At 62.4% G+C, this 22,723-nt stretch carries 21 protein-coding genes; 12 read left to right on the forward strand and 9 right to left on the reverse strand.

Features of this window, described 5'->3' with window-relative positions; all coding sequences use genetic code 11:
- Complete coding sequence (locus BDB13_RS12705; RefSeq protein ID WP_094271951.1) at positions 1-1,530, reverse strand: Hsp70 family protein; 1,530 nt, start codon at positions 1,528-1,530, stop codon at positions 1-3.
- 159 nt (positions 1,531-1,689) lie between these two features.
- Between BDB13_RS12705 and BDB13_RS12710 the strand changes: the two genes are divergently transcribed.
- Positions 1,690-2,256, forward strand: a complete 567-nt coding sequence (locus BDB13_RS12710; protein WP_094271952.1) for a potassium channel family protein — start codon at positions 1,690-1,692, stop codon at positions 2,254-2,256.
- Here the strand turns inward: BDB13_RS12710 and BDB13_RS12715 are convergent.
- Positions 2,246-3,961 (reverse strand): TIGR03767 family metallophosphoesterase, encoded by a 1,716-nt coding sequence (locus BDB13_RS12715; protein ID WP_094271953.1) that lies wholly within the window; start codon positions 3,959-3,961, stop codon positions 2,246-2,248. The genes BDB13_RS12710 and BDB13_RS12715 overlap by 11 nt on opposite strands.
- Positions 3,962-4,192: 231 nt before the next feature.
- Between BDB13_RS12715 and groES the strand changes: the two genes are divergently transcribed.
- A complete protein-coding gene (groES, locus tag BDB13_RS12720; RefSeq protein ID WP_003940763.1) occupies positions 4,193-4,492 on the forward strand; it encodes a co-chaperone GroES in 300 nt (99 codons plus the stop codon).
- 93 nt (positions 4,493-4,585) lie between these two features.
- The gene (gene groL / locus BDB13_RS12725) at positions 4,586-6,196 is read left to right on the forward strand and encodes a chaperonin GroEL (RefSeq protein ID WP_094271954.1); all 1,611 of its coding nucleotides are present in this window, start codon (positions 4,586-4,588) and stop codon (positions 6,194-6,196) included.
- 68 nt (positions 6,197-6,264) lie between these two features.
- On the opposite strand, the gene BDB13_RS12730 is transcribed toward groL, so the two are convergent.
- The 4 genes from BDB13_RS12730 to BDB13_RS12745 form a co-directional block, all read right to left on the reverse strand.
- Complete coding sequence (locus BDB13_RS12730) at positions 6,265-6,996, reverse strand: anti-sigma factor (RefSeq protein ID WP_094271955.1); 732 nt, start codon at positions 6,994-6,996, stop codon at positions 6,265-6,267.
- Position 6,997: 1 nt separating this feature from the next.
- Entirely contained in the window at positions 6,998-7,621 is a 624-nt protein-coding gene (locus BDB13_RS12735; RefSeq protein ID WP_094271956.1) for a sigma-70 family RNA polymerase sigma factor, read from the reverse strand.
- A gap of 72 nt (positions 7,622-7,693) precedes the next feature.
- Complete coding sequence (locus tag BDB13_RS12740; protein WP_094271957.1) at positions 7,694-8,356, reverse strand: fasciclin domain-containing protein; 663 nt, start codon at positions 8,354-8,356, stop codon at positions 7,694-7,696.
- Between the two features lie 191 nt (positions 8,357-8,547).
- The gene (locus BDB13_RS12745; RefSeq protein ID WP_094271958.1) at positions 8,548-8,844 is read right to left on the reverse strand and encodes a WhiB family transcriptional regulator; all 297 of its coding nucleotides are present in this window, start codon (positions 8,842-8,844) and stop codon (positions 8,548-8,550) included.
- A gap of 643 nt (positions 8,845-9,487) precedes the next feature.
- Here BDB13_RS12745 and BDB13_RS12750 point away from each other — a divergent pair.
- The 3 genes from BDB13_RS12750 to BDB13_RS12760 all read left to right on the forward strand — a co-directional run bounded on the left by BDB13_RS12750 (position 9,488) and on the right by BDB13_RS12760 (position 11,956).
- Positions 9,488-10,288: a hypothetical protein gene (locus tag BDB13_RS12750; protein ID WP_254922800.1), complete on the forward strand. Its 801-nt coding sequence runs from the start codon at positions 9,488-9,490 to the stop codon at positions 10,286-10,288.
- Between the two features lie 170 nt (positions 10,289-10,458).
- Entirely contained in the window at positions 10,459-11,037 is a 579-nt protein-coding gene (locus tag BDB13_RS12755; protein WP_094271959.1) for a sigma-70 family RNA polymerase sigma factor, read from the forward strand.
- A complete protein-coding gene (locus BDB13_RS12760; RefSeq protein WP_094271960.1) occupies positions 11,030-11,956 on the forward strand; it encodes an anti-sigma-D factor RsdA in 927 nt (308 codons plus the stop codon). The genes BDB13_RS12755 and BDB13_RS12760 overlap by 8 nt, the downstream gene beginning before the upstream one ends.
- Positions 11,957-12,054: 98 nt before the next feature.
- On the opposite strand, the gene BDB13_RS12765 is transcribed toward BDB13_RS12760, so the two are convergent.
- Entirely contained in the window at positions 12,055-12,459 is a 405-nt protein-coding gene (locus tag BDB13_RS12765; RefSeq protein WP_033231326.1) for a DUF5319 domain-containing protein, read from the reverse strand.
- Positions 12,460-12,704: 245 nt separating this feature from the next.
- Here BDB13_RS12765 and guaB point away from each other — a divergent pair, with 245 nt between their 5' ends.
- The 4 genes from guaB to guaA all read left to right on the forward strand — a co-directional run bounded on the left by guaB (position 12,705) and on the right by guaA (position 18,994).
- On the forward strand, positions 12,705-14,228 hold the full coding sequence (gene guaB, locus BDB13_RS12770; protein WP_094274881.1) for an IMP dehydrogenase: 1,524 nt from the start codon (positions 12,705-12,707) through the stop codon (positions 14,226-14,228).
- A 56-nt stretch (positions 14,229-14,284) separates the two neighbouring features.
- On the forward strand, positions 14,285-15,424 hold the full coding sequence (locus tag BDB13_RS12775) for a GuaB3 family IMP dehydrogenase-related protein (protein WP_094271961.1): 1,140 nt from the start codon (positions 14,285-14,287) through the stop codon (positions 15,422-15,424).
- A gap of 172 nt (positions 15,425-15,596) precedes the next feature.
- A complete protein-coding gene (locus tag BDB13_RS12780) occupies positions 15,597-17,339 on the forward strand; it encodes a GMC oxidoreductase (RefSeq protein ID WP_094271962.1) in 1,743 nt (580 codons plus the stop codon).
- An 83-nt stretch (positions 17,340-17,422) separates the two neighbouring features.
- Positions 17,423-18,994 (forward strand): glutamine-hydrolyzing GMP synthase, encoded by a 1,572-nt coding sequence (gene guaA, locus BDB13_RS12785; RefSeq protein WP_094271963.1) that lies wholly within the window; start codon positions 17,423-17,425, stop codon positions 18,992-18,994.
- Between the two features lie 72 nt (positions 18,995-19,066).
- Here guaA and BDB13_RS12790 read toward each other — a convergent pair whose 3' ends face one another.
- Together BDB13_RS12790 and BDB13_RS12795 are read right to left on the reverse strand one after the other, a co-directional pair.
- On the reverse strand, positions 19,067-19,297 hold the full coding sequence (locus BDB13_RS12790) for a hypothetical protein (protein WP_094271964.1): 231 nt from the start codon (positions 19,295-19,297) through the stop codon (positions 19,067-19,069).
- Positions 19,294-20,637 carry a PspC domain-containing protein gene (locus BDB13_RS12795; protein WP_094274882.1) on the reverse strand — a complete coding sequence of 448 codons (1,344 nt, stop codon included), beginning with the start codon at positions 20,635-20,637 and terminating at the stop codon, positions 19,294-19,296. Before BDB13_RS12795 ends, BDB13_RS12790 begins: the two co-directional genes overlap by 4 nt.
- A gap of 93 nt (positions 20,638-20,730) precedes the next feature.
- On the opposite strand from BDB13_RS12795, the gene BDB13_RS12800 reads away from it, so the two are divergent.
- Together BDB13_RS12800 and BDB13_RS12805 are read left to right on the forward strand one after the other, a co-directional pair.
- On the forward strand, positions 20,731-22,053 hold the full coding sequence (locus tag BDB13_RS12800) for an ATP-binding protein (RefSeq protein WP_094271965.1): 1,323 nt from the start codon (positions 20,731-20,733) through the stop codon (positions 22,051-22,053).
- Positions 22,053-22,712 (forward strand): LuxR C-terminal-related transcriptional regulator, encoded by a 660-nt coding sequence (locus tag BDB13_RS12805; protein ID WP_094271966.1) that lies wholly within the window; start codon positions 22,053-22,055, stop codon positions 22,710-22,712. The genes BDB13_RS12800 and BDB13_RS12805 overlap by 1 nt, the downstream gene beginning before the upstream one ends.
- Positions 22,713-22,723 lie beyond the last annotated feature (11 nt).

Genomic DNA, 22,723 nt, shown 5'->3' on the forward strand with positions numbered 1-22,723 from the left:
TCAGCCGGCCGGGGTCAGTTCCCGATCGGTGCCGGAAGGCGGCGCAGCAGCGGGAGTGGTTGCTGTAGTCGGTGCGGTGGTGTCCTCGCCGGCCGGAGTCTTGTCGTTTCCGGGGCTTTGTTCGGGCGGCGCGATCGGTGCATTCGCGCCGGGCTGCGGCCACCAAGCCGGCGGATCGGGCAGCGTGATGCCGGGGATCGTCGGCCATGTCGGCGGTGTTGTCTGTGTTGTCGTGGGCACGGTAGTGGGCGGTGCCGTAGTGGTCGGATCGGTTGTGGCCGTCGACGTCTCGGGTAGCGCAGCGGTGGGACGCGAAGTATCGGGCAGCGGCGCCGGCGGCAACGTGTACTGGTGCGTGGGGTAGCGCTGTGTCAGGGGGTAGCGGTAAGTCGGGTCGGCTTGTACCGCAGCCGAAGGCAAAGGATCGTTGGACGGAATCAATGTCGAACCGACGCTCGGACTGATTTCGCTGGTCGTGCGAGACGTGGTGGACCCGGTACCGGCGGGTGAAATCGGAGTATCGTCCGTCGGCACCAATTCTTTGGCACCGTAACCGAAGACGAGGCCGCCGACCACCAGGGCGCCGATCAAAGCGCCGGACGCCCGCACTGCTGTTCCCGTCCGTTCGGTACTGTCGGGTGCGGACAATGCGTAGCGCAACGAGGTCACTGAATCGGCAAGTAGCGCAGCACCTTTGGCGGCAGCAGCTTCGGGTTCGTCGAGTTCGACAATGGGGAGATCCACGGCGTCGGCAATTGCCGAAGTGACGACCGGGATGTGCGCGCCGCCACCGATGAGGACTACGGCCTCGACGGTTCGGGGTGCGTCGGCCAGCACGCCGCGGATGAAGGTGACGGCGCGGGCGATGTCCGGGGCGATGATGTCCTCGAACTGGGTGCGAGTGACCATGATCGGTTTCAGTGGCAGGTCGACGGTGACGCTGCGCATCGTGGAAAGCTGTTCTTTGGCGACGTGGCAGCGGGACACGAGAAGTGCGGCGTCGGCGTACCGGCCGAGGTGCTGAGCCGCTGTTTCGGTGACAAAATCGACGAGGGCGCGATCGATGCCGGCGCCGGTCAGAACGTCGGTACGTTCGGCAGCGAGAACCTCACCGCTGTGGTCCACGATGGAGACGGCCAGCCCGTGATCGCCGAGATCGATATGGGCAGTTGTGCTGTACCGCTCGACCTTTCCGGTTTCGGAGAGATAGGCGTGCACTGCTGCAGGCTCGGGGATGAGCCGAACAAGATCTGACGAGCGAGACAGTGCGGAACGGATGCTCGCGAGCTGTTCGTTCGTGCGGAATGTGACTCCGATGGACCGCGGCGCGCCGGCTCGATCCGAGACCTGAGTGGTCATCAGTTTGATCGATGCGCGCACGAGGTCGCCGACATTGGTGTGAACCTGATCAGCAGAGACGAACCGTACTTCAGCTGTCAATCTGCCCGGTACGGCAGAAGCGGAATCGGTATCGACGAATGCGGAGTAGACGCCCGACGACCCGGTGGAGATTCCCAGTGAACAACTCATCTTGCACCTCCTCGCTGGTGTTCCTGTGACAGCATTTCGGCCGCCGTTACATGAACGTTACAGAACGATCGTGACGATTGCTCAGTACTTTCTTGCAAGAAGGTGAGATTTTCGGACCGAAAGGGTGGTTTTACCAGCAGGATTGTCGATTATGGATCTATGCGAAAAAAAGTCGGAACCAGTGCGATAGATGCGAGTCGACGGCGCAAGTTGATCGCCGGTGCCCTGCTACGTCCGACGTTGACGGTGTTCGCTCTGGGAAGTGCGTACTTTCTGCTGCCGTGGCCCGATGCCCATACCGGCGGGGCATTTGCCCTCTTGATCTTCGGCGGGATCGCGGTGCTGGGGGTCACCGCCTGGCAGGTCAAACGAATCCTGGACTCCGACGTTCCCGCGTTGCAGGCCGTCGAGATGGCGTCGGTCGTAGTTCCGACTTACCTTTTGGTCGTCGCGATGACCTACTTTGCGGTCGAGCGTGCCGACCCGGCCAGTTTCACCGAGCCTCTGTCGAGAATGGCGGCGCTGTACTTCTCGCTCACGGTCTTCTCGACGGTGGGTTTCGGAGACATCGCAGCACAAACTGATCTGGCCCGGGCATTGGTGTCCCTGCAGATCGTGTGCAATCTGGTGCTGATCGGCTTCGGCGTCCGGTTTGTCGTCGCTGCTGTGTCCTGGTCCAAGCAGCACAGGACACAGCAGGAGGTGACGGATGAAGCTAGCGAATGACGGGCACGAGCAATTCGACGTTCTGATCGACGCCCGCGCCGGTCAGTGCGGGATCGCGGTGAATGTCGTTGAAGGAAAGTTCGCGGTACAGCGACGCCAGGCCCTCGGGCGACTTGTTGCTGTGATCGACGGAGTACGGGCTCTCGGCTTCGAACAGGGTCGCAAGGAGTGAGACCGTGCCGTCGTGGTTGTCCGCGATCTCGATGATCCGGCCGAGCTGCGGGAAGTCGATGTGAGAGGCAGTGTTGATCTCCCAGAACCCCTGCTCCGGGGTTGCCCCGGGCCACGGAGTGATCTTGTTCTCGTGGGTGTGGCCGTTGACCCAGGCAAGCACGTTGGGGAAGCGGTGCAGTAGGTCGAGAAGCTGCGAACCACGCAGTCGCGGCTCGAGAATGTTCTCGGGGTCGGGGATGAGGTTGTCCATCGTGTCGCTCGTGTGGTGGCTGAACAGAACGAAGTAGGTGTCGTCCCCGCCCTGGGTGATGCGCGAACCGGCCGTGTCGTAGAACGTTCTGCTGCCGGCGCGGAGGGTGTCCTCGATCCAGCGGAACTGGGCTGCGCCCAGTGAACCGTCGACGAGTCCGGCGCGGTTCGTGGAATCCATGCTGATTCCGACGACACCGGGAGCGATCTCGAACGAGTAGTAGCCGATTCCGGTGTGGCCGGCATCGGGTGCAAATCCATGCCCGACCGGCCCGGGACCGGCGTGTTGCGGTTCGAGGTGGGCCGCAATGAACTGCTTCGGGGTGAACGGGGCACGAGCCGGGTCGGGTGTGACCTGACGCGGCGGCGTCGTGAATGCCGACAGGATTCCCGGAATGGCGCTCGGATCGAATTTGGTGGCGATATCGATCTGCTTCGCCTGTTCCGGAGTGCCGGGAACCTCGAACTTCAAGGAGCCGGTGTACATCGCCTCGAGCGGCGGGATTCCGCTGGGCACTGTGCCGGACACCGAATCGTCGTGGTTGCCGAACACGCAGTACCAGGGCGTGTTCAGGCCGGGGCTGGACACCGGGGTGAATGCCGCGCCGAAGAAGTCGGGAATCTCGGGAAAGCCGGCCTTCTTGTACATGTCGAGCATCGGGGATTCGGGGTTCCAGTACAGGTTGGCCCCGGAGTTCTGGACGCCTTCGTAACGGTCCTTGGCGCCGGTGTTCGCAACCACGGTGCCGCCGTTGAGCGCGGTGAGGAACCAGTCGAGTTCGGCATGTTCCTTGTTGTCCGTGTTGTCGCCCGTGGTGACGACAGCGTCGAACGGACGTGCCGTATGCGGACCACACGCGAGGGAATTGACGCGTCGGACAAGGGAAATCAGACCGTGCGCGGTCAGTGTCTCCTGCGGGCGGAACGCCGAACCCGTGAACTGGTGCACGTACTCGAACCGCATCGGCGACTGGGCGTCGACGATATGGACGTCCGTCAGCTGCACGATCGAGGCCAGGGGAGTGCGACGGTCTTCACGCCCGGACTTGGGTTCTGCAAGTTCTCCGCGGACGATGTTCGCCCAGGCCGGGCCTGCTTCGAGCTTGCGGTAGCCGCTGCTGCCGATCGGGGTTGCCACAGCTTCGAGAGTGGTGCCGGCGCCCGATGTGGGGAGTGGCGCGGCTCCGGCGTACTGCAGCCCCCAGGGCTTGCCCAGTCCGACGGCGCCTACGGCACCGAGTCCGGCAAAGGTCAGGAAACTACGGCGATTGATATTCGTCACGCATGAACAATAGGTGAACGAACAGTGCGGGCGTCCGATTTCGCCCAGGACGTAACAGAAAATATGTGCCCAGTCCTTGAGGGTTGGCACTCTCACGTATAGAGTGCCAATTGGCGCTGATCGAGTTCCGGCTCCCGCGACGACGGAACTCAGGACGTGCCGTAAACGGTAAACCAAACAGCGGTTCGAGGATTGCCTCGGACGCACATACCCCAAAGTGGAGGGCTCATCGTGGCGAGCGTCAACATCAAGCCGCTCGAGGACAAGATCCTCGTCCAGGCCAACGAGGCTGAAACGACGACGGCTTCCGGCCTGGTCATTCCTGACACAGCCAAGGAAAAGCCCCAGGAGGGCACCGTCGTTGCAGTCGGCGAAGGCCGCGTCAACGAGCAGGGCAACCGCATCCCGGTCGACGTCAAGGAGGGTGACACGGTCATCTACTCCAAGTACGGCGGAACCGAGATCAAGTACGCCGGCCAGGAGTACCTGATTCTGTCGGCACGCGACGTGCTGGCTGTCGTCTCCAAGTAAGACATACGTGATCCGCCCCGGAGTCCACACAGGATCCCGGGGCGGAGTGCGTTCACGCGCAGCGTCCCTAAGATTCAGGAGCAGGCAGAACAGATGGCAAAGCAAATTGCGTTCAACGAGACCGCACGGCGCGCTCTCGAAGCTGGTGTCGACAAGCTCGCCGACGCCGTCAAGGTCACCTTGGGCCCGCGTGGACGCCACGTTGTGCTCGCCAAGGCTTTCGGCGGACCGACCGTCACCAACGACGGTGTGAGCATCGCCCGTGAGATCGACCTCGAAGATCCCTTCGAGAACCTCGGTGCGCAGCTCGTCAAGAGCGTCGCCACCAAGACCAACGATGTTGCCGGCGACGGCACCACCACCGCTACGGTCCTCGCTCAGGCGATCGTCCGCGGCGGCCTCAAGAACATCGCCGCCGGTGCAAACCCGATGGCACTCGGCGTCGGAATCAACGCTGCCGCAGACAAGGTCGTCGAGGCACTCATTGCCGCTGCGACCCCCGTCGAAGGCAAGAAGTCGATCGCTCAGGTTGCCACCGTTTCTTCGCGTGACGAAGAAATCGGCGACATGGTCGGCGAGGCACTCACCCGCGTCGGCACCGACGGCGTCGTGACGGTCGAGGAATCCTCCACCGTCGCCACCGAACTCGTTGTCACCGAAGGTGTGCAGTTCGACAAGGGCTACCTCTCGCCCTACTTCGTCACCGACATGGACTCACAGAAGGCCGTGTACGAAGACGTACTCATCCTCCTGTTCCGCGAGAAGATCGCCTCACTTCCCGATTTCCTCCCGCTGCTCGAGAAGGTTGCCGAATCCGGCAAGCCGCTCTTGATCATCGCCGAGGACGTCGAAGGTGAAGTTCTCTCCACCCTCGTGGTGAACTCCATCCGCAAGACGATCAAGGCCGTCGCCGTCAAGGCGCCGTTCTTCGGTGACCGTCGCAAGGCGTTCCTCGACGACCTCGCCGTCGTCACCGCCGGCACGGTCATCAACACCGACGTGGGCCTCTCCCTCAAGGAAGCCGGGCTCGAACTGCTCGGTGGCGCACGCCGCGTCGTCGTCACCAAGGACGAGACCATCATCGTCGACGGTGCCGGCACCGAAGAAGACATCGCCACCCGCGTCGCACAGTTGCGTCGCGAGATCGAGAACACCGATTCGGATTGGGATCGCGAGAAGCTCGAAGAGCGTCTGGCGAAGCTGTCCGGCGGCGTCGCGGTCATCAAGGTCGGCGCAGCCACCGAGACCGAGCTCAAGGAACGTAAGTTCCGCGTCGAGGATGCGGTCAACGCAGCCAAGGCAGCTGTCGCCGAGGGCATCGTCCCCGGCGGTGGATCGGCACTGGTTCAGGCCGGCACCGAGCTCATCGGCAACCTCGGCTTCACCGGCGACGAGGCCACCGGCGTTGCCGTTGTCCGCGCAGCTCTGAACGCTCCGTTGTTCTGGATCGCCACCAACGCCGGCGTCGACGGTTCCGTCGTCGTCCACAAGGTTGCCGATCTGCCCAAGGGCCACGGCTTCAACGCTGCGACCCTCACCTACGGCGACCTCCTCGCCGACGGCGTCATCGACCCCGTCAAGGTCACCCGTTCGGCAGTGGTCAACGCCGCTTCCGTCGCTCGGATGATCCTGACCACCGAGAGCGCAATCGTCGAGAAGCCTGTCGACGCAGTAGCTGACACCGGACACGGTCACAGCCACTAGTTTCACAGCTTCACGAAAAAGGGATCCCCCGCCGAATATCGGTGGGGGATCCCTTCTTTCGGTCTTCGTTAGATGAGCGGGATCATCGCGAACGGTTGGCCTGTCGGCTGCGGCGATCCGCCGGGCGGTTCTACCGTGAACGCCAATTTCGTATTGGAGCCGATGCCGTCGAGGACAACCTGAGTGGTGGGTTTGACGTCGGAAGGAGACATGGTGCCGGCGGGTGTCATGGTGTCGTCCTCGACGAGCCACATCTGGTAAACCGTGTCCGGACTCGGGGGAGTCACGTTGTTCATCGTCAACACCGCAGCGTCTTCGGACGGGGAGTAGACGGTGGTTGCTGTTCCGCCGCCGGGGACGTCCAGAGTGGTGGAGTGTACGTCGGGCGCGGCCATGATCTCCGACGCCGTGTTCGGGGACGGGGTGTTGTCGCTGACCTGAAATCCGATGCCGATCCCGCCCACGACGATGACCGCTGCTGCTGCTGCGGCGAGTACCATGACCCACGGACTGCGGCGCTTACGACGCTCTGCCAGTGATACCGGGGGAGCCTGCTCGGGTGTTTGCGGCGTCAGCGCGACGGTATCGAGAATCCGATTGCGAAGTGCGGGTGGCGGTTCGAGCGCGTCGACCGTGCTCAGTTCCGCCATCGTCTCGGCGGTGAGCCGGACCTGCGATTCGAATTCGGCGCGGGTGGCCGCGTCGGTGCCGGCCAGGAGAACGTCGACGGCCCGACGCTCGTCGGGATCGAGGGCGTCTATCGCATAGGTGTACGCCCAGGCGATCAGCTCTTCGTCCATCTCAGTTCACCCCCAGGCATCCGCGTAGCCGGATAAGTCCGTCGCGAATTCGTGACTTTATCGTGGGTATCGCCACGCCGAGGTCTTCGGCCACCTCGCGGTACGTTCGCCCGCCGTAATAGGCGAGGGTCACAGATTCTCGTTGCGTCGGCGTCAGCGTTTCCAAACAGGCCGTGATGGCGCGATGTTCGTCTCTGCGGGTGACTTCTTCACTGACGACATCGAACTCCGGTGTCGTGTTTGTTGTGTCGTAGAGGGTCTGGCGGTCCGAACTCGACTGCTCGGACCGAACCCTGTCGACTGCTCGCCGGTGCGCCAGGGTGAGTAGCCACGCGAGCGCCGACCCGCGAGCGGCGTCGAATTGCTCTGCAGCGCTCCACGCTTGGAGATATACCTCTTGAACCGCTTCCTCGGAGAAACCCGGATCGCGAAGAACACGGAGAACCATTCCGTAGACGCGCGAGCTGGTCCGATCGTAGAACTCGGCGAACGCCGATTGATCACCGCGCGCTACCTGCTCGAGAATGAGCGCGAGTTCACGAGATTCCGTGACTCGCGCGGTGCGTGCGGCAGAGTTTTCCGTCGGGCAGGTATCAGCCTCATCCGGTGCCTCGTCTGACTTCATCGAGTACAACCGTAGCCTGCTGTGCGCCTTTGTTAACCGCGGGCGGGTAATAAAGGCGCACAGCAGTGAGGATTACTTCGGCATCAATACCGAGTCGATGAGGTAAACGGTGGCATTGGCAGTCTTGACTCCGCCGCAGACAACCGTTGCGTCGTTGACTTTGATGTTGTCGCCCGAACCGGTCACCGTGACGGTTCCGCCCTCGGCAGTCGGGTGTGTTCCGTCGATCGCGTCGGGAGCGATCTGCCCGGGAACTACGTGGTAGGTGAGGATCTTCGTCAGCGTCGCGCTATCGGTCTTGAGGGTGTCGATGGTGGCCGGGTCGATCTTGGCGAACGCCGAGTCGATGGGAGCGAAGACGGTGAACTGGCCGCCGTTAAGGGTGTCGACGAGGTTGACGTCAGGATTGAGCTGGCCGGATACCGCGGCAGTCAGCGTGGTCAGCAAGGGGTTGTTCGATGCTGCTGTCGCGACGGGGTCCTGAGCCATTCCGCTTACCGAGCCGGCGCCGGTGGGTACGGATGCCGCGTATTCGGCGCAACCCGCGCCGACCAGATCCGAGGCGGGTGCCATCGCGCTGCTCGGAGTCATTGCCATGTTCGAACTTGTCATTGCCGCGCTGGACGTGGCGCTCGATGAATCTTCCTTGTCGGAGGAACAACCGACGACGCCGACGAGTGCAAATGATGCTGCTGCCGTGACTGCCAGAACTCGAGTCGAGGTAGATGCGTTCATGGGTCTGCCTTCCGTAAATGAAGTGCTGGTGTGCACGTCTGTACAAGGCATTCGGAGTCGGCGCCGCGATGGATGGGTGGAGTTCTCGAGAAAATGAGAAAGCCCCCGAGTTCATCGGGGGCGTTCTGGTCTCGGTGTGCAGATCGTGCTGTGTGAGCCGATCTTGCTGTGCCGCTGGGCGCGCCGCGTCTTCAGGAGGCGAGGCGCCCGTTCCGGCGGTGACGCGCGAGAAGTTCACGTTCGGTCTCCGACATCCCGCCCCAGATGCCGTACGGCTCGGAAACGGTCAACGCGTGACTACGGCACTGAATGAGAACCGGGCACTGACGGCACATCTCCTTGGCACGGGTCTCTCGCTGAGTTCGGGCTCGACCACGTTCGCCATCCGGGTGAAAGAACATCGAGGAGTCGACTCCGCGGCACAGTCCGTGCATCTGCCAGTCCCAGATGTCTGCGTTCGGCCCGGGAAGATGATTCGGTGCAGGCATATTGACTCCTTACTGCAAGCTCGTCTTGTTCAACGAGCGGATCAAGTTGCCCGAAGATTATCCGGGCCTTCTGCATGTTCGCGCTCGCTAACCGTAAGGGTGCTGAGTAAATCGCGTCAATAGGCTCGCGAGTGGGAATCGGCATATTCCGCAAGGCAAGAGTTAACGAGGAAAATATTTACATTTCGGCCACTTCGTGCGTAAGTGAGTATTTCGGCAATAACTTACAGTGCGGTGTGATGTGTAAAGGTTTCATGTAATTGAAATTGAAACTAGCAGGTCAAATGGCAAATATTTGTGACGGGTCGTGACTGGCTACCGTTTTGAGCCCTACGGGCTCGGTGGACAGGACTATGTTGAGCGGGCATTATTCGGACTAACGTCGCATATTGACAGTTGGGCAAGCGTCCGATAAGTAATGTGTAGTTAACGTAACAGCTATGTTTCTGTTAAATATCGAAGTAACGAGAATTCTGCATTTGGCTGAATATTTGGTGAACGACGACGAAGATGGTCCATTTTTCCATCCCGGTATCTGGGACGCGCTGGCGTAGCGCCAGCACTGAACTGCTTGCCGTGAGCTGCTTGCCGTGAACTGGCTGCCCGGAACTGACTGCCCGGCTGCGACTGCAATGATCTGACGGTGTCGACAACTGTGCAGTCCGTGGCCTTTGGTGCGGAACCTCAACTCGTCCTGCTTCCAGTCCCTGCTTCGGTCGAGAGTTGGTGGTTGACCGCGGTCGCACTCGGCGGACAAGGGCGCTATGCGCAGGCGCGCGCCGCACTGGATGTGGTGGACCGGAGAACTGCCGGCCAGGTCACAGATCACGAACGGACGTTCGCGTCGTTGGCCGCGAGTACGCGGGCGTCGTTTCGGCGGCAAACGGGCTGGCACGCACAGGCTGCGCTTGACGACGGTCGGGCGCTCGCGATTGTTGCCGGACTCGACCCATCGCCATCGGTGGACGCCGCTGCCTGTGATGCGCTTACCGGCCTGGCTGCCGACGCACTCGGCGTCGGACGACTTCCGCTGGGTTGGCGCCTTCTCGCGGAATGCGGAGAGCGCATCGGTGAAGGACTGTGGCGCCAGTCGATCAGGCTCGAATGGGTCTCTGCGGAGCTTGCGCTGGCGTCCGGAGACTTCACCCGCGCGCTTCGACACGCTGATAATGCCGTCGAACTGTCCGGCGATTGCGGCTCTGTCCGGCACAAGGTGAAATCGGACCTCTTGCGTTGTGCCGCGATGACGGGTTTCGACGCGAATGAGGCGGCGCAGCGTGCACGGGCGGTGTTCGATCAGTGCATGGAGTTCGGGTTGTTGCCCTTGGCCTGGGCTTCCTCGATGCTGATCGAGGGTGTGAGCGGCGTCGCGACGACGCCGAATTCGAGCGTCCTCGACACGGTGATCGCACTCCGTGGGGGCGTTTTCCGTAGCCCGTCGTAGTGAGGTGTGCCACGAAATAGCGGACGAGTCTCGAACAGAGAAACGATGCCGCAGCGGGCCGGGGATGCGCGGACCAGTCGGTCTGGATGGTTACTCTTAGAGGGTTCCGCTGAGAGTGGAAGCACACCCACTCGGGAAGTGCCACTGTAACGCCAGGATTTTCGCTGACGATGACTAATACGAGCGATGAGTTGGACTCCGCGGTCGCCGCTGCAGCGCAGGGCGACCGTACAGCTCTAGCTTTGGTTTTGGAAAACATTCGACCGATGGTGGTTCGTTACTGCCGTGGTCGGGTGGGTGCGGCGGAGAGAGGTCACCTGTCTGCCGATGACGTCGCGCAGGAGGTGTGTCTGGCTGTGATGACCGCATTGCCGCGTTATCAGGATCAGGGACGACCCTTCATGGCTTTTGTGTACGGCATCGCTGCACACAAGGTTGCTGACGCGCATCGAAGCTCCGCACGTAACAAGTCGGAGCCCGTAGCCGAAGTACCGGATGTAATCGCACTTGACGACGGACCCGAGCAACGAGCGCTCGATTCGGAATCCAGTAGACAAATGCAAGAACTGCTCGGCACATTGCCGGAGAAGCATCGAGAAATCTTGATTCTCCGGTTGGTTGTCGGGCTGTCGGCCGAAGAGACGGCCGCCGCCGTCGGGAGTACCGCCGGAGCTGTACGAGTCGCCCAGCATCGGGCGATCGCGAAACTGAAAAAAGTAGTAACGAAAGCGGGTGAGAGCTATGGCTAGAGACGAGAAACGTGATCCTTCCGATCTCGACGACCTCGCAGCCGGTCTCACCGATGACGGGGCACCGGTAGATCTAGCTGCGGTTCGGCGTGACGACGCGTTGATCGAAGCGATTTCGAGTGGTGGGCCGGTAACGACTGATAGCACTGAGCAGTACGAGCTGGCACTGATTCTGTCGAAGTGGCGAGACGACGTCGTGTCGACTCCGATGCCGGAAGGCCCTCTTCTCGAAGATGTGATCGCGGCTATCGAATCGGCTCCGCCGAGTATCGCCGACCGAGAGCGTTCACGTTCACGGCTGCGGCTGGTGCGTCCGATAGCGGCTGCGGCAGCTGTGGCGGCAGTGGTGTTCGGTGGCGGTTCGATGCTTGCTTACGATGCGCAGCCCGGCGACGCACTGTGGGGTGTGAAGCAGGTTGTCTTCGCGGACGAAGCAAATTCGACCGTGGCGAAGATCGATACGACGTCCGAACTCGAGAAGGCTGAGCGGTTGTTGGCCGCCGGTGACATTCCCGAAGCGAAGAAGGTCCTCGACAACGCAGCGCAGCGCGCTGGTGATGTGAAGGATTCGCAGGAGAAGACGGATCTCGTCGAGCGATGGGGCAAGTTGATGACCCAGGCGCAGGTAACCGGAACTCCGATCGCTCCGCCGATTTCCAGCACCACCGGTGGGCAAACGAGCCTGCCGGCCGCGTCGGTGACGTCGATTCCGACGCAGCCGAGTACATCAACCAACGTGGAGATTCCGGGCACGGGTCCGGTGACGTCGACGTCCAACCCGGAACTTCCGCCGCCGTCGTCGACCAACCCGAGTCCGTCGACGAGCACGCCGACATCCACGAGCGCTCCGTCCTCTTCAACGACGACTCCGTCGTCGAAGACGACAACCACGTCGCCGAATGTGAACACTCCGTCCTGATAACAGTGAAACCTGTTCAGTAGCAATAGATTCAGCAGACACAAAAGAGTGGGCCGACAAGCATCAGCTTGTCGGCCCACTCTTGTATGCGCTAGGGGTCAGGCGTCGAATCCGTCGCCGTGCATCGCTTCGTTCATGGATGCGTCGGCATACCCACGGCAGTAATCCCACGTGACATATGCCTCAGGCATGGGGTCGTAGGCGGGTTCGTGGGGGCGGACGGTTCCGTCGACGAGGAGTTGGAGCAGGTTTGCCCGCAACATGTCCCAGTCGTGGTAGTGGTCTTGTTGGCAGTCTTCGCAGCACACCACGAGTCCGCGGATGCCACGATGAGCGAGGAGGGCCTCGTAAACCGCGAGGTCAGCGAGATCTTCCTCGACGGCCTGCCGTTCTTGAGGGTCGAGTGGTTGACCCGGCTCGATGGCATCGAGAGCCGCGGAAGGGTCAGCGGGGTCGCCGGCAAAAGGATCTGGCGGCAGACCGGGGGGCAGTTGATCACGCACAGCACCACGGTACGCAGGTCAGGGGGGTTGGCGCCACTTGTTACGCGTACCCGCAGCGTGGGTGGGATGGTTCGGACCAATGCGGGAGCCGATACCATGGTGTGCAACGCCGGGAAAAGGTGCCAGGAATATCTTTCTGTGCAGGTGCCTTCTATCCGATATCCAGCTTTCGTAATCCGCTTCGAGGTAGCTGCCACAGCGGCTGCCGACCAGGCGAATCTAGGTCCATGGAGGGTCCTGACCGCATGACTAGTTCTGCAGGGCATGTACACACCGGAGGAGACGACCCCAACAAGGTCGCAATGCTCGGGCTGACCTATGACGACGTACTGCTGTTGCCTGCAGCGTCCGATGTCATTCCGAGTCAGGTCGACACGTCGAGTCAGCTGACCCGCGATATTCGTCTGCGTATCCCGTTGGTCAGCTCCGCGATGGACACGGTCACCGAGTCGCGCATGGCGATTGCCATGGCGCGCGCCGGCGGTATGGGTGTTCTGCACCGCAACTCGTCGGTGGAGGTCCAGGCCGGGCAGGTCGAGACCGTCAAGCGCTCGGAGGCCGGCATGGTCACCGATCCCGTCACGTGTAAGCCGACCGACACGATGGGCGAGGTCGACGCGAAGTGCGCTCGCTTCCGCATCTCGGGTCTCCCGGTCACAGACGACGCCGGCCAGTTGGTGGGCATCGTCACGAACCGTGACATGCGTTTCGAGGTCGACCAGAACCGTCCGGTCGTCGAGATCATGACCAAGATGCCGCTGATCACCGCTCAGGAAGGCGTCACTGCAGACGTTGCACTGGGTCTTCTTCGTCGTCACAAGATCGAGAAGCTTCCGATCATCGACGGCAACGGCAAGCTCACCGGCCTGATCACGGTCAAGGACTTCGTCAAGACTGAGCAGCATCCGTATGCCACCAAGGACCGTGACGGTCGTCTGCTCGTCGGTGCCGCAGTCGGTGCCGGCGACGATGCCTTCCAGCGCGCTATGGCGCTTACCGACGCCGGTGTGGACGTACTGGTGGTGGACAGTGCGCACGGTCATTCGTCCAACGTTCTCGACATGATCGTCAAGCTCAAGCGTGAATTGGGCGAGCGGGTTCAGATCATCGGCGGCAACGTCGCTACGCGCGCCGGTGCATTGGCACTTGTCAACGCAGGCGTCGATGCCGTCAAGGTCGGCGTCGGTCCCGGTTCCATCTGCACGACCCGTGTCATTGCCGGCGTCGGTGCTCCCCAGGTCACGGCCATCCTCGAAGCGGCCGCGGCATGCAAGCCTCTCGGCATTCCCGTGATCGCCGACGGCGGACTGCAGTTCTCCGGCGACATCGCCAAGGCTCTTGCTGCCGGTGCGTCGACGGCCATGCTCGGCTCGCTCCTGGCTGGTACTGCCGAGTCGCCGGGTGAGCTGATCCTGGTCGGCGGCAAGCAGTTCAAGAGCTACCGCGGCATGGGTTCGCTCGGTGCGATGCAGTCGCGCGGCGAGGCCAAGTCGTACTCCAAGGACCGTTACTTCCAGGACGACGTCCTCTCCGAGGACAAGTTGGTTCCGGAGGGCATCGAAGGACGGGTTCCGTTCCGCGGTCCGTTGTCACAGGTGACGCATCAGCTCACCGGTGGTCTGCGTGCTGCCATGGGTTACACGGGCAGTGCCACGATCGAGCATCTGCAGGGCGCTCAGTTCGTCCAGATCACGGCTGCCGGGTTGAAGGAAAGCCACCCGCACGACATCACCATGACTGTCGAAGCTCCCAACTATGCTGCCCGGTAATTCGGCCGCTCGCTAGTTCAGTTCGCTAGTTCATCTGTCACGAGAAAGGGGCGCGCGTGCGCGACCTCGTTGAAATCGGAATGGGCCGTACGGCCCGACGTACCTACGAACTGGACGATGTGAACATCGTTCCCTCCCGGCGAACCCGTTCGTCCAAGGAGGTGTCGACTGCTTGGCAGATCGACGCGTACAGGTTCGACATTCCAGTCCTCGCTCATCCGACCGATGCCTTGGTCTCACCGACCTTCGCAATCGAATTGGGCAAGCGCGGCGGGCTCGGAGTCATCAACGGTGAAGGCCTGTGGGGTCGTCACGCGGATGTCGAGGCCAAGCTGGCTCGCCTTGTCGAGATCGCGGAAGCAGACGGTGGCGTCGACGCGGCCATCCGTTACCTGCAGGAGTTGCATGCGGCTCCGCTGCAGGCGGAACTGTTGGCTGCTGCGGTTGCTCAGGTCAATGCTTCGGGTGTGACGACGGCGGTTCGAGTGAGCCCGCAGAACGCCCGTGCATTGACGCCGGCATTGGTCAAGGCGGGAATCGACCTGTTGGTCGTTCACGGCACGATCATTTCGGCCGAGCACGTTGATCACAACGAGCAGGAACCGCTCAACCTCAAGACCTTCATCTCGGAACTCGACGTTCCGGTGATCGCCGGTGGTGTGAGTGATCACCGCACGGCGCTTCACCTGATGCGCACCGGTGCAGCCGGCGTCATCGTCGGTTACGGCTCCACCGAGGGCGCAACCACGACGGGTGAGGTTCTGGGTATCGGAGTGCCGATGGCGACGGCTATTGCCGACGCTGCTGCTGCTCGTCGCGATTACATGGACGAGACGGGTGGACGGTACGTCCACGTCATCGCCGACGGCGACATCGTGACGTCGGGTCACCTCGCGAAGGCCATCGCGTGCGGTGCGGACGCTGCTGTCCTCGGTGCTCCGCTGGCTGTGGCTGCGGAAGCTCCCGGCGGCGGTTGGTACTGGCCGTCGGCTGCGGCGCATCCGTCGATGCCTCGTGGTGCGCTTCTGCCGGTGTCGTACGGCGATCGTCCGAGCCTGGATCAGGTTCTCAGCGGTCCTTCTGATGATCCGTACGGTTCGCTGAACTTCGTCGGCGCTCTGCGTCGTTCGATGGCGAAGGCGGGTTACTCCGATCTGAAGGAATTCCAGAAGGTCGGACTGACAGTCCGCGCGTAGTTTGTACGTTTCTGTGGCCCCGGTTCCTCTGGAACCGGGGCCACGGTTCGTTGTGCAGGACTTTCACCCGTTTCTGCTACCTGCGGTTACGCTTAGGGGCACCCTTGTGGTGATAGTCACAGCAAGTGGGTGCATACTGGCCAGTAACTACGGTTCACGGTGGAGGTTCCTGATGGGCAAACAACGGGCGACGGATTACGACGTACTGATCGTCGGGTCCGGGTTCGGCGGAAGCGTCAGTGCGCTTCGTCTCGTGGAAAAAGGCTACAAAGTCGGTGTGATCGAAGCTGGTCGACGGTTCGCCGATGCCGATTTTGCGAAGAACAGCTGGGATCTGAAGAAGTTCCTGTGGGCACCCAAGCTGGGATGCTTCGGTATTCAGCGGGTTCACCTGCTGCGCGACTGCCTGATTCTGGCGGGTGCCGGCGTCGGCGGCGGTTCGTTGAACTACGCGAACACGCTGTACCAGCCGCCGGAACCGTTTTTCAACGACAAACAGTGGGCGCACATCACCGACTGGCGCGATGAGCTCACGCCGTTCTACGAGCAGGCGCAGAAGATGCTCGGTGTCGTCCGGAATCCGCACATGACGCCGGCCGACGAGATCATGAAATCGGTCGCAGACGACATGGGCGTCGGCGACACGTTCATTCAGACTCCCGTCGGAGTCTATTTCGGAGAACCGGGCAAGAAGGCTGCCGATCCGTACTTCGGTGGTGTCGGACCGGAACGCACCGGCTGCATCGAATGTGGCGAGTGCATGACCGGCTGCCGTCACGGTGCCAAGAACACCCTCCTCAAGAACTACCTCGGCCTCGCCGAGACTGCTGGTGCCGACATCATCCCGATGACAACGGTGTCCGGGCTCCGTGAGTCGCGCGACGGTACGTGGGACGTGTTCACCGAGCGGACCGGCGCTTTCAAGCGCAAGAATCGTCGTACGTACACCGCAGCCAACGTGATTCTCGCTGCCGGTACGTGGGGGACGCAGCACCTGTTGTTCGACATGAAGGACACGGGCGCGCTGCCCAAGCTGTCCGACAAACTCGGTGAGCTGACGCGTACGAACTCCGAGTCCATCGTCGGCGCCGGCAAGTACAAGGTGGATCCCGCACTCGACCTCACTCGAGGTGTGGCGATCACGTCGTCGTTCCATCCCAGCAAGGACACGCATATCGAGCCGGTTCGCTACGGCAAGGGTTCCAACGCGATGGGCCTGCTGCAGACGTTGATGACCGACGGCGGCGGAACCAAGCCGCGGTGGGTGACGTTCTTGGGCACCGTCGCCAGGAATCCGTTCCAGATGCTGCGCATGCTCACCGTCAAGGACTGGAGCGAGCGGACCATCATCGCGCTGGTCATGCAGAATCTCGACAACTCCATCACGACGTACACGAAGAAGGGGCTCTTCGGGCGTCGTAAGGTCACCAGCAAGCAGGGCCACGGCGAGCCGAATCCCACGTGGATTCCCGAGGGCAACGACGCCACTCGACGCGTAGCGGAAAAGATCGACGGCGTGGCCGGCGGCACGTGGGGAGAGATCTTCAACGTTCCACTCACCGCGCATTTCCTCGGTGGCTGCGCAATCGCGTCCGATCCGGACCACGGTGTGATCGATCCGTATCAGCGCGTCTACGGATACCCGACGCTCAGCGTCGTCGACGGTGCTGCGGTGTCCGCCAATCTCGGTGTGAACCCGTCGTTGACCATTGCGGCGCAGGCTGAACGCGCGGCGTCGTTGTGGCCGAACAAGGGGGAGCAGGACCTCCGTCCGGCCCAGGGTGGTGATTACCAGCGGTTGTCGCCGATTGCGCCCAACTCGCCCGTCGTTCCCGCGTCGGCTCCGGCGGCTCTGGTTCTTCCGATTGTGAAGATCACGGGTGGAAAGAAGCCGGTATCGCCTGAAGTGGCGTGATCTTCGTCGCCCCCGGACCCTCGTATGCTGCGTAGAGTCCGGGGGAGGGCAGGTTCACTAGCTGGGCATATTAGACTGCACGTGTGGCGGATATCGAGCAGCAGAGACCAGTTCTTGTCGTCGACTTCGGTGCGCAGTATGCGCAGCTGATCGCACGGCGGGTTCGTGAGGCCAAGGTCTACTCGGAGGTGATTCCACATACCATGACCGTCGAGGAAATCGTGGCCAAGAACCCCTTGGCTGTGGTGCTCTCCGGCGGCCCGTCCAGCGTGTATGCCGACGGCGCCCCGAAGCTTGATCCGGCACTCTTCGACCACGACATTCCGGTATTCGGAATCTGCTACGGATTCCAGGCCATGGCCGGCGCCCTCGGTGGCACCGTCGCCGAGACCGGAACCCGTGAGTACGGCCGCACCGACATCTCGGTGTCCGGTGGACTACTTCACGACGGACTTCCCGCGACGCAGCCTGTCTGGATGAGCCACGGTGACGCTGTCACCGAAGCGCCGGCAGGTTTCGAAGTCACCGCGACCAGCGAAGGCGCTCCCGTCGCTGCTTTCGAGGACCGCGCTCGCAAGTTGGCCGGCGTCCAGTACCACCCCGAGGTTCTGCATTCCCCGCACGGCCAGCAGGTTCTGAGCCGCTTCCTGCACGAGATCGCCGGTATCCCGGCAGCGTGGACGGCGTCCAACATCGCCGAGTCGCTCATCGAGCAGGTTCGCGAGCAGGTCGGCGACGGCCATGCCATCTGTGGTCTGTCCGGTGGCGTCGACTCCGCTGTTGCCGCTGCGTTGGTTCAGCGCGCGATCGGCGACCGGTTGACGTGTGTGTTCGTCGACCACGGTTTGATGCGTGCCGGTGAGCGCACGCAGGTCGAGAACGACTTCGTTGCTGCTACGGGTGCTCGTCTCATCACGGTTGATGCTGCTGACACCTTCATCGGTGAACTGGCCGGCGTCACCGACCCCGAGACCAAGCGCAAGATCATCGGCCGCGAGTTCATTCGCAGCTTCGAAGGCGCAGTCAGTGATGTTCTGGGCGAGAACGCTTCTCACGGCGCGACTGTCGACTTCCTCGTTCAGGGCACGCTGTACCCGGACGTCGTGGAATCCGGCGGCGGCACCGGAACCGCAAACATCAAGAGCCACCACAACGTCGGCGGACTGCCGGAAGATCTGCAGTTCAAGCTCGTCGAGCCGCTGCGTCTGCTGTTCAAGGACGAGGTCCGCGCCGTCGGCCGCGAACTGGGCTTGCCGGAAGAGATCGTCGGACGCCAGCCGTTCCCCGGACCGGGTCTGGGTATCCGCATCATCGGTGAGGTTACTCAGGAGCGTCTCGAGATTCTCCGTCACGCAGATTCCATTGCGCGCGAAGAACTTACGTCCGCTGGTCTCGACGGTGTGATCTGGCAGTGTCCCGTTGTCCTCCTCGCCGACGTGCGCAGCGTGGGTGTCCAGGGCGACGGCCGCACCTACGGTCACCCGATCGTGCTGCGCCCCGTCTCGAGTGAAGACGCGATGACCGCAGACTGGACGCGTTTGCCGTACGAAACCCTCGAGCGCATTTCCACGCGCATCACCAACGAGGTTCCGGACGTCAACCGCGTTGTTCTCGACGTGACGAGCAAGCCGCCGGGAACCATCGAGTGGGAGTGATCCCCAACTGAACAAAAACTGCTGTGCGCCTTTGTTAACCTTCCGCGGTTAACAAAGGCGCACAGCAGTTTTTTATTTCCTGCGATTCGGCAGGATTACCAGCAGTAGCCCCGCGACGACGGCTGCGCCGACGAAGATCCACCGGAACTGAACGTCGGCCGCCGGTGCCAGCGAGAAGGGGCCGAGCAGAGCCCACACGCTGACCAGCATCGCCAGGATTCCCGCGATCAGCAGAAGTACGGACGGGCGCTTGGTCTTTCGGGTTTCTTCGGGTTCGGTGATGGTGTCGTCGTAGTCGCTCATGATTGTGCTACCTCCAAGCTGCCGAATGTTGCCTTGGCGTTGACAGTGACGACCGGAGAATCAGCGTTAGCCTGCGTTCCCGAGTGAACGCCGCCGTCGAGGCAACGGGATCCGTCACCCATCACAACGGTGCAGTCGTTCTGTACCTTGACGGTCTCCGGCAGCAGAACCTTGAACTCGCCGAAGGCTGCCGAGACGTCGACGGTTTTGTCCTCGGTGAACGTGACGCCGCGCAGATCCAATGTGAAGCTGCCGAAGCCACCGGAGTACGACGGCTGTATCTCGGAGACGTTGGTCGGGGTCCACTTCTGTTCACCCGACGCGTCGAACTGGAGCGGGTAGACCAGCGATGCGAGGATCACGAACCCGACCAGTGGTGCTGTCACGACCAGCAGTCCGTATCCCTTGCGGAAGAACGCTCCGAGAATCAATCCGGCGGCGATGACAGCGAGTCCGACGGCACCGACGCGGCCCGGCGTGAACCAGTCGTTGCCGGTTGCCGCACCGGCCGCGCCGGTGACGGATGTGGCGATGATCGCGAGTCCGAGGACGGTGAGTGTCCAGCGGGAGCGTCGGCGCTTCGGTGGAAGGGGCAGCAGGGGAGTGTTCTTGACTGCCGGATCGGGAAGATCCCAGGCGAAGGGTGCAACTCCCAGGGGATCCCAGGACGGCGGCGTGACGGTTCGCTCTTGCTCGTCGACGGAACCGCTCGGGCTCTTGGAAAGATCGACAGCCGGCTCGGGGGCGATGTAGCTGTCCGGGAGTTTGGTGTACGGCGTGTAGATCGGCGGCTGGTCCGGAGTGACCGGGCCGGGTGTGAAATAGCCGGGTGTGAACGGTCCGGGTGTGAATCCTGTTCCGGGATAGACCGTTCCGGAACCGATGTACTGAGAGGTGCTCGGGGGCAACACCGGCGGGACTGGTTGTCGTTGGTAGAGAAGCCACAATCCGCCGAGCATCAGCATCAACCCGATCAGTCCAGCGCCGCCCTTTCCGGCCCCGATGGGCCCGATCGTGGTTGCGGCGATAGCGAGTGCCACCAACAGGACGATCGTCTTGGTGCCGGATTCGGAACGCCGTCGACGATGGAACATCGACTCGGCCGAGGAGGGCCCGGTATCAGCGCGGGCGAGAACCAGCCATCCCGCGAGATACAGCAGGATGCCCGAACCTCCGAAGATGGTCGAGACGACAAAGGCGACGCGCACGAGGATCGGGTCGACGCCGTAGCGGTATCCGATTCCGGCGCACACGCCGGCAACGTGGCCCTGGGCGGGTAGACGCACGGGGCGGGTCCGCCACAGATCTTGGATCTGTTCCTGGAAGGTCGGAGTACTCATGAATCCATCGTCGTTGGTGGGGTGGTGGTGGCGCATCAGGGCTGGGCCCTGATCTTTGCCGTAGTCGAGTGACGACCTCAGGGTTGGACCCTGATGTGTGCGCCGGAGGTTCGTGCCAGTATCGACTATGTGCAATCTGTGTCTGAACCCGCGATCGTGAGTGCGCCACTGCCGCTGCCGCTGCGAAAGCTGGAGCGCCGCTCCGGTGGTCGCATCGTCGGCGGTGTGGCCGGCGGTATCGCGGATCATCTCGGCGTCGACGTCCTGAAGGTTCGTGTTGCGTTTGCGATTCTGGCAGCGATGGCCGGCGCCGGAATCGTGGTGTACGGGATTCTCTGGGCGTTCGTTTCGGTGGGTACCGACACCGAGAAGGCGAGTGCTGCGGAGCGCCAGCGCGCTTACGGTTTGATCGCTCTCGGTCTGGGCGGCGCGGCGGCATTGTCCTGGCTGTTCAGCGGCACTGCCGGATCGGTGCTGGCACCTTTCTTCGTCGTCGCTATCGGTGCGGCCCTGGTGTGGCGGGAGTTCGATTCCGAAGGTCCACGTACCGTCATCGGACTGCCGCAACGCCCCACTGTCCTGACGTGGACGCGGGTGGTCGGCGGTGCGACGCTGATCGTTCTGGGCCTGGCGGTAGTGGTGTTGGCGCAGGTCGACATCGATGCCTTGCGATCGTCCTTCTTGGCGGTGATCGTGACCTTGATCGGTGCCGGACTGTTGACGGTTCCGTTGTGGCTGCGGATGTGGCGAGCTCTGGGCGCCGAGCGTGCTGCTCGAATCCGCAACGACGAGCGTGAGGAGATCGCGTCGCACCTGCATGATTCGGTGTTGCAGACCTTGGCGCTGATTCAGAAGCAGTCCGAAAATCCAGCGGAAGTCGCGCGGCTCGCCCGCGGGCAGGAACGCGAGCTTCGGAAGTGGTTGTTCAGTGGCGGCGAGATCGACCACACCAGCCTGACCGAGGGTCTCAAGATCATCGCGGGTGAGGTGGAGGATCAGCACGGCGTGACGGTTCGTCCCGTCACTGTCGGAGACGTGGCACTCGGCGGTGAGAACGGCCTGCCGAAGGAAGCATTTACCGCCCTTCTCGGTGCGACCCGCGAGGCTCTGGTCAACTCTGCCAAGCATTCCGGAGAGAAGGAGATCAACTTGTTCGCCGAAGTCGAGGGCGATCAGGTCAGCATTTTTGTACGCGACCGCGGTGTGGGTTTCGACGTCGACGCGGTGCCCGAGGACCGTCAGGGATTGGCCAAGTCGATCCGGGGCCGCATCGAGCGTCGTGGGGGTCGCGTCGTAGTTCGGTCGAGTCCCGGCAAGGGGACCGAGATCCGGGTTCACATGCCGCTCGGCGGCAAGGCTGACCTACAGTGGGACGAGTCCGTAGACCATGCCCCGAACCCTGAGGAACAGTTCTAGTGACCTTGCCGCCAGTGCCCCCGTATCGTGTTTTTCTCGTCGACGATCATGGGGTGTTCCGCTCCGGAGTTCGCGCCGAATTGTCTCGCGAGGGTGACATGGAGATAGTCGGTGAAGCCGGTGGTGTGGCCGAGGCGATCGCCGGCATCAACAAGACCAAACCGCACGTCGTATTGCTCGACGTGCACATGCCCGACGGCGGTGGAGTGGCCGTGCTTCGCGGGATAGATTCGGGCCCGGTGTGCTTGGCGCTCAGCGTGTCCGACGCCGCCGAGGATGTCATCGCAGTAATTCGCGGTGGAGCTCGGGGGTACGTGACCAAAACGATTTCGGGGTCCGAATTGGCCGATGGTGTGCGTCGGGTCGCCGGCGGCGACGCCGTCTTCGGACCTCGGTTGGCGGGGTTCGTGCTCGATTCCTTCACCGGTCGGTCTGCAGCTCCGGAACCGCAGCTCGATCCGGAACTGGATTCTCTGACTCCGCGTGAACTCGAAGTCCTCCGGTTGCTCGCCCGGGGTTACACCTACCGCGAAATCGCGGAGGAACTGGTGATTTCTGTGAAGACGGTCGAGACCCATGCGTCGAATGTTCTGCGAAAGACTCAGCAGTCCAATCGCAATGCGCTGACGCGTTGGGCTCATCGCCGTCAGATCGACTAGCACCGTCAGAT

Source organism: Rhodococcus sp. OK302, assembly GCF_002245895.1.
Taxonomy (GTDB): domain Bacteria; phylum Actinomycetota; class Actinomycetes; order Mycobacteriales; family Mycobacteriaceae; genus Rhodococcus_F.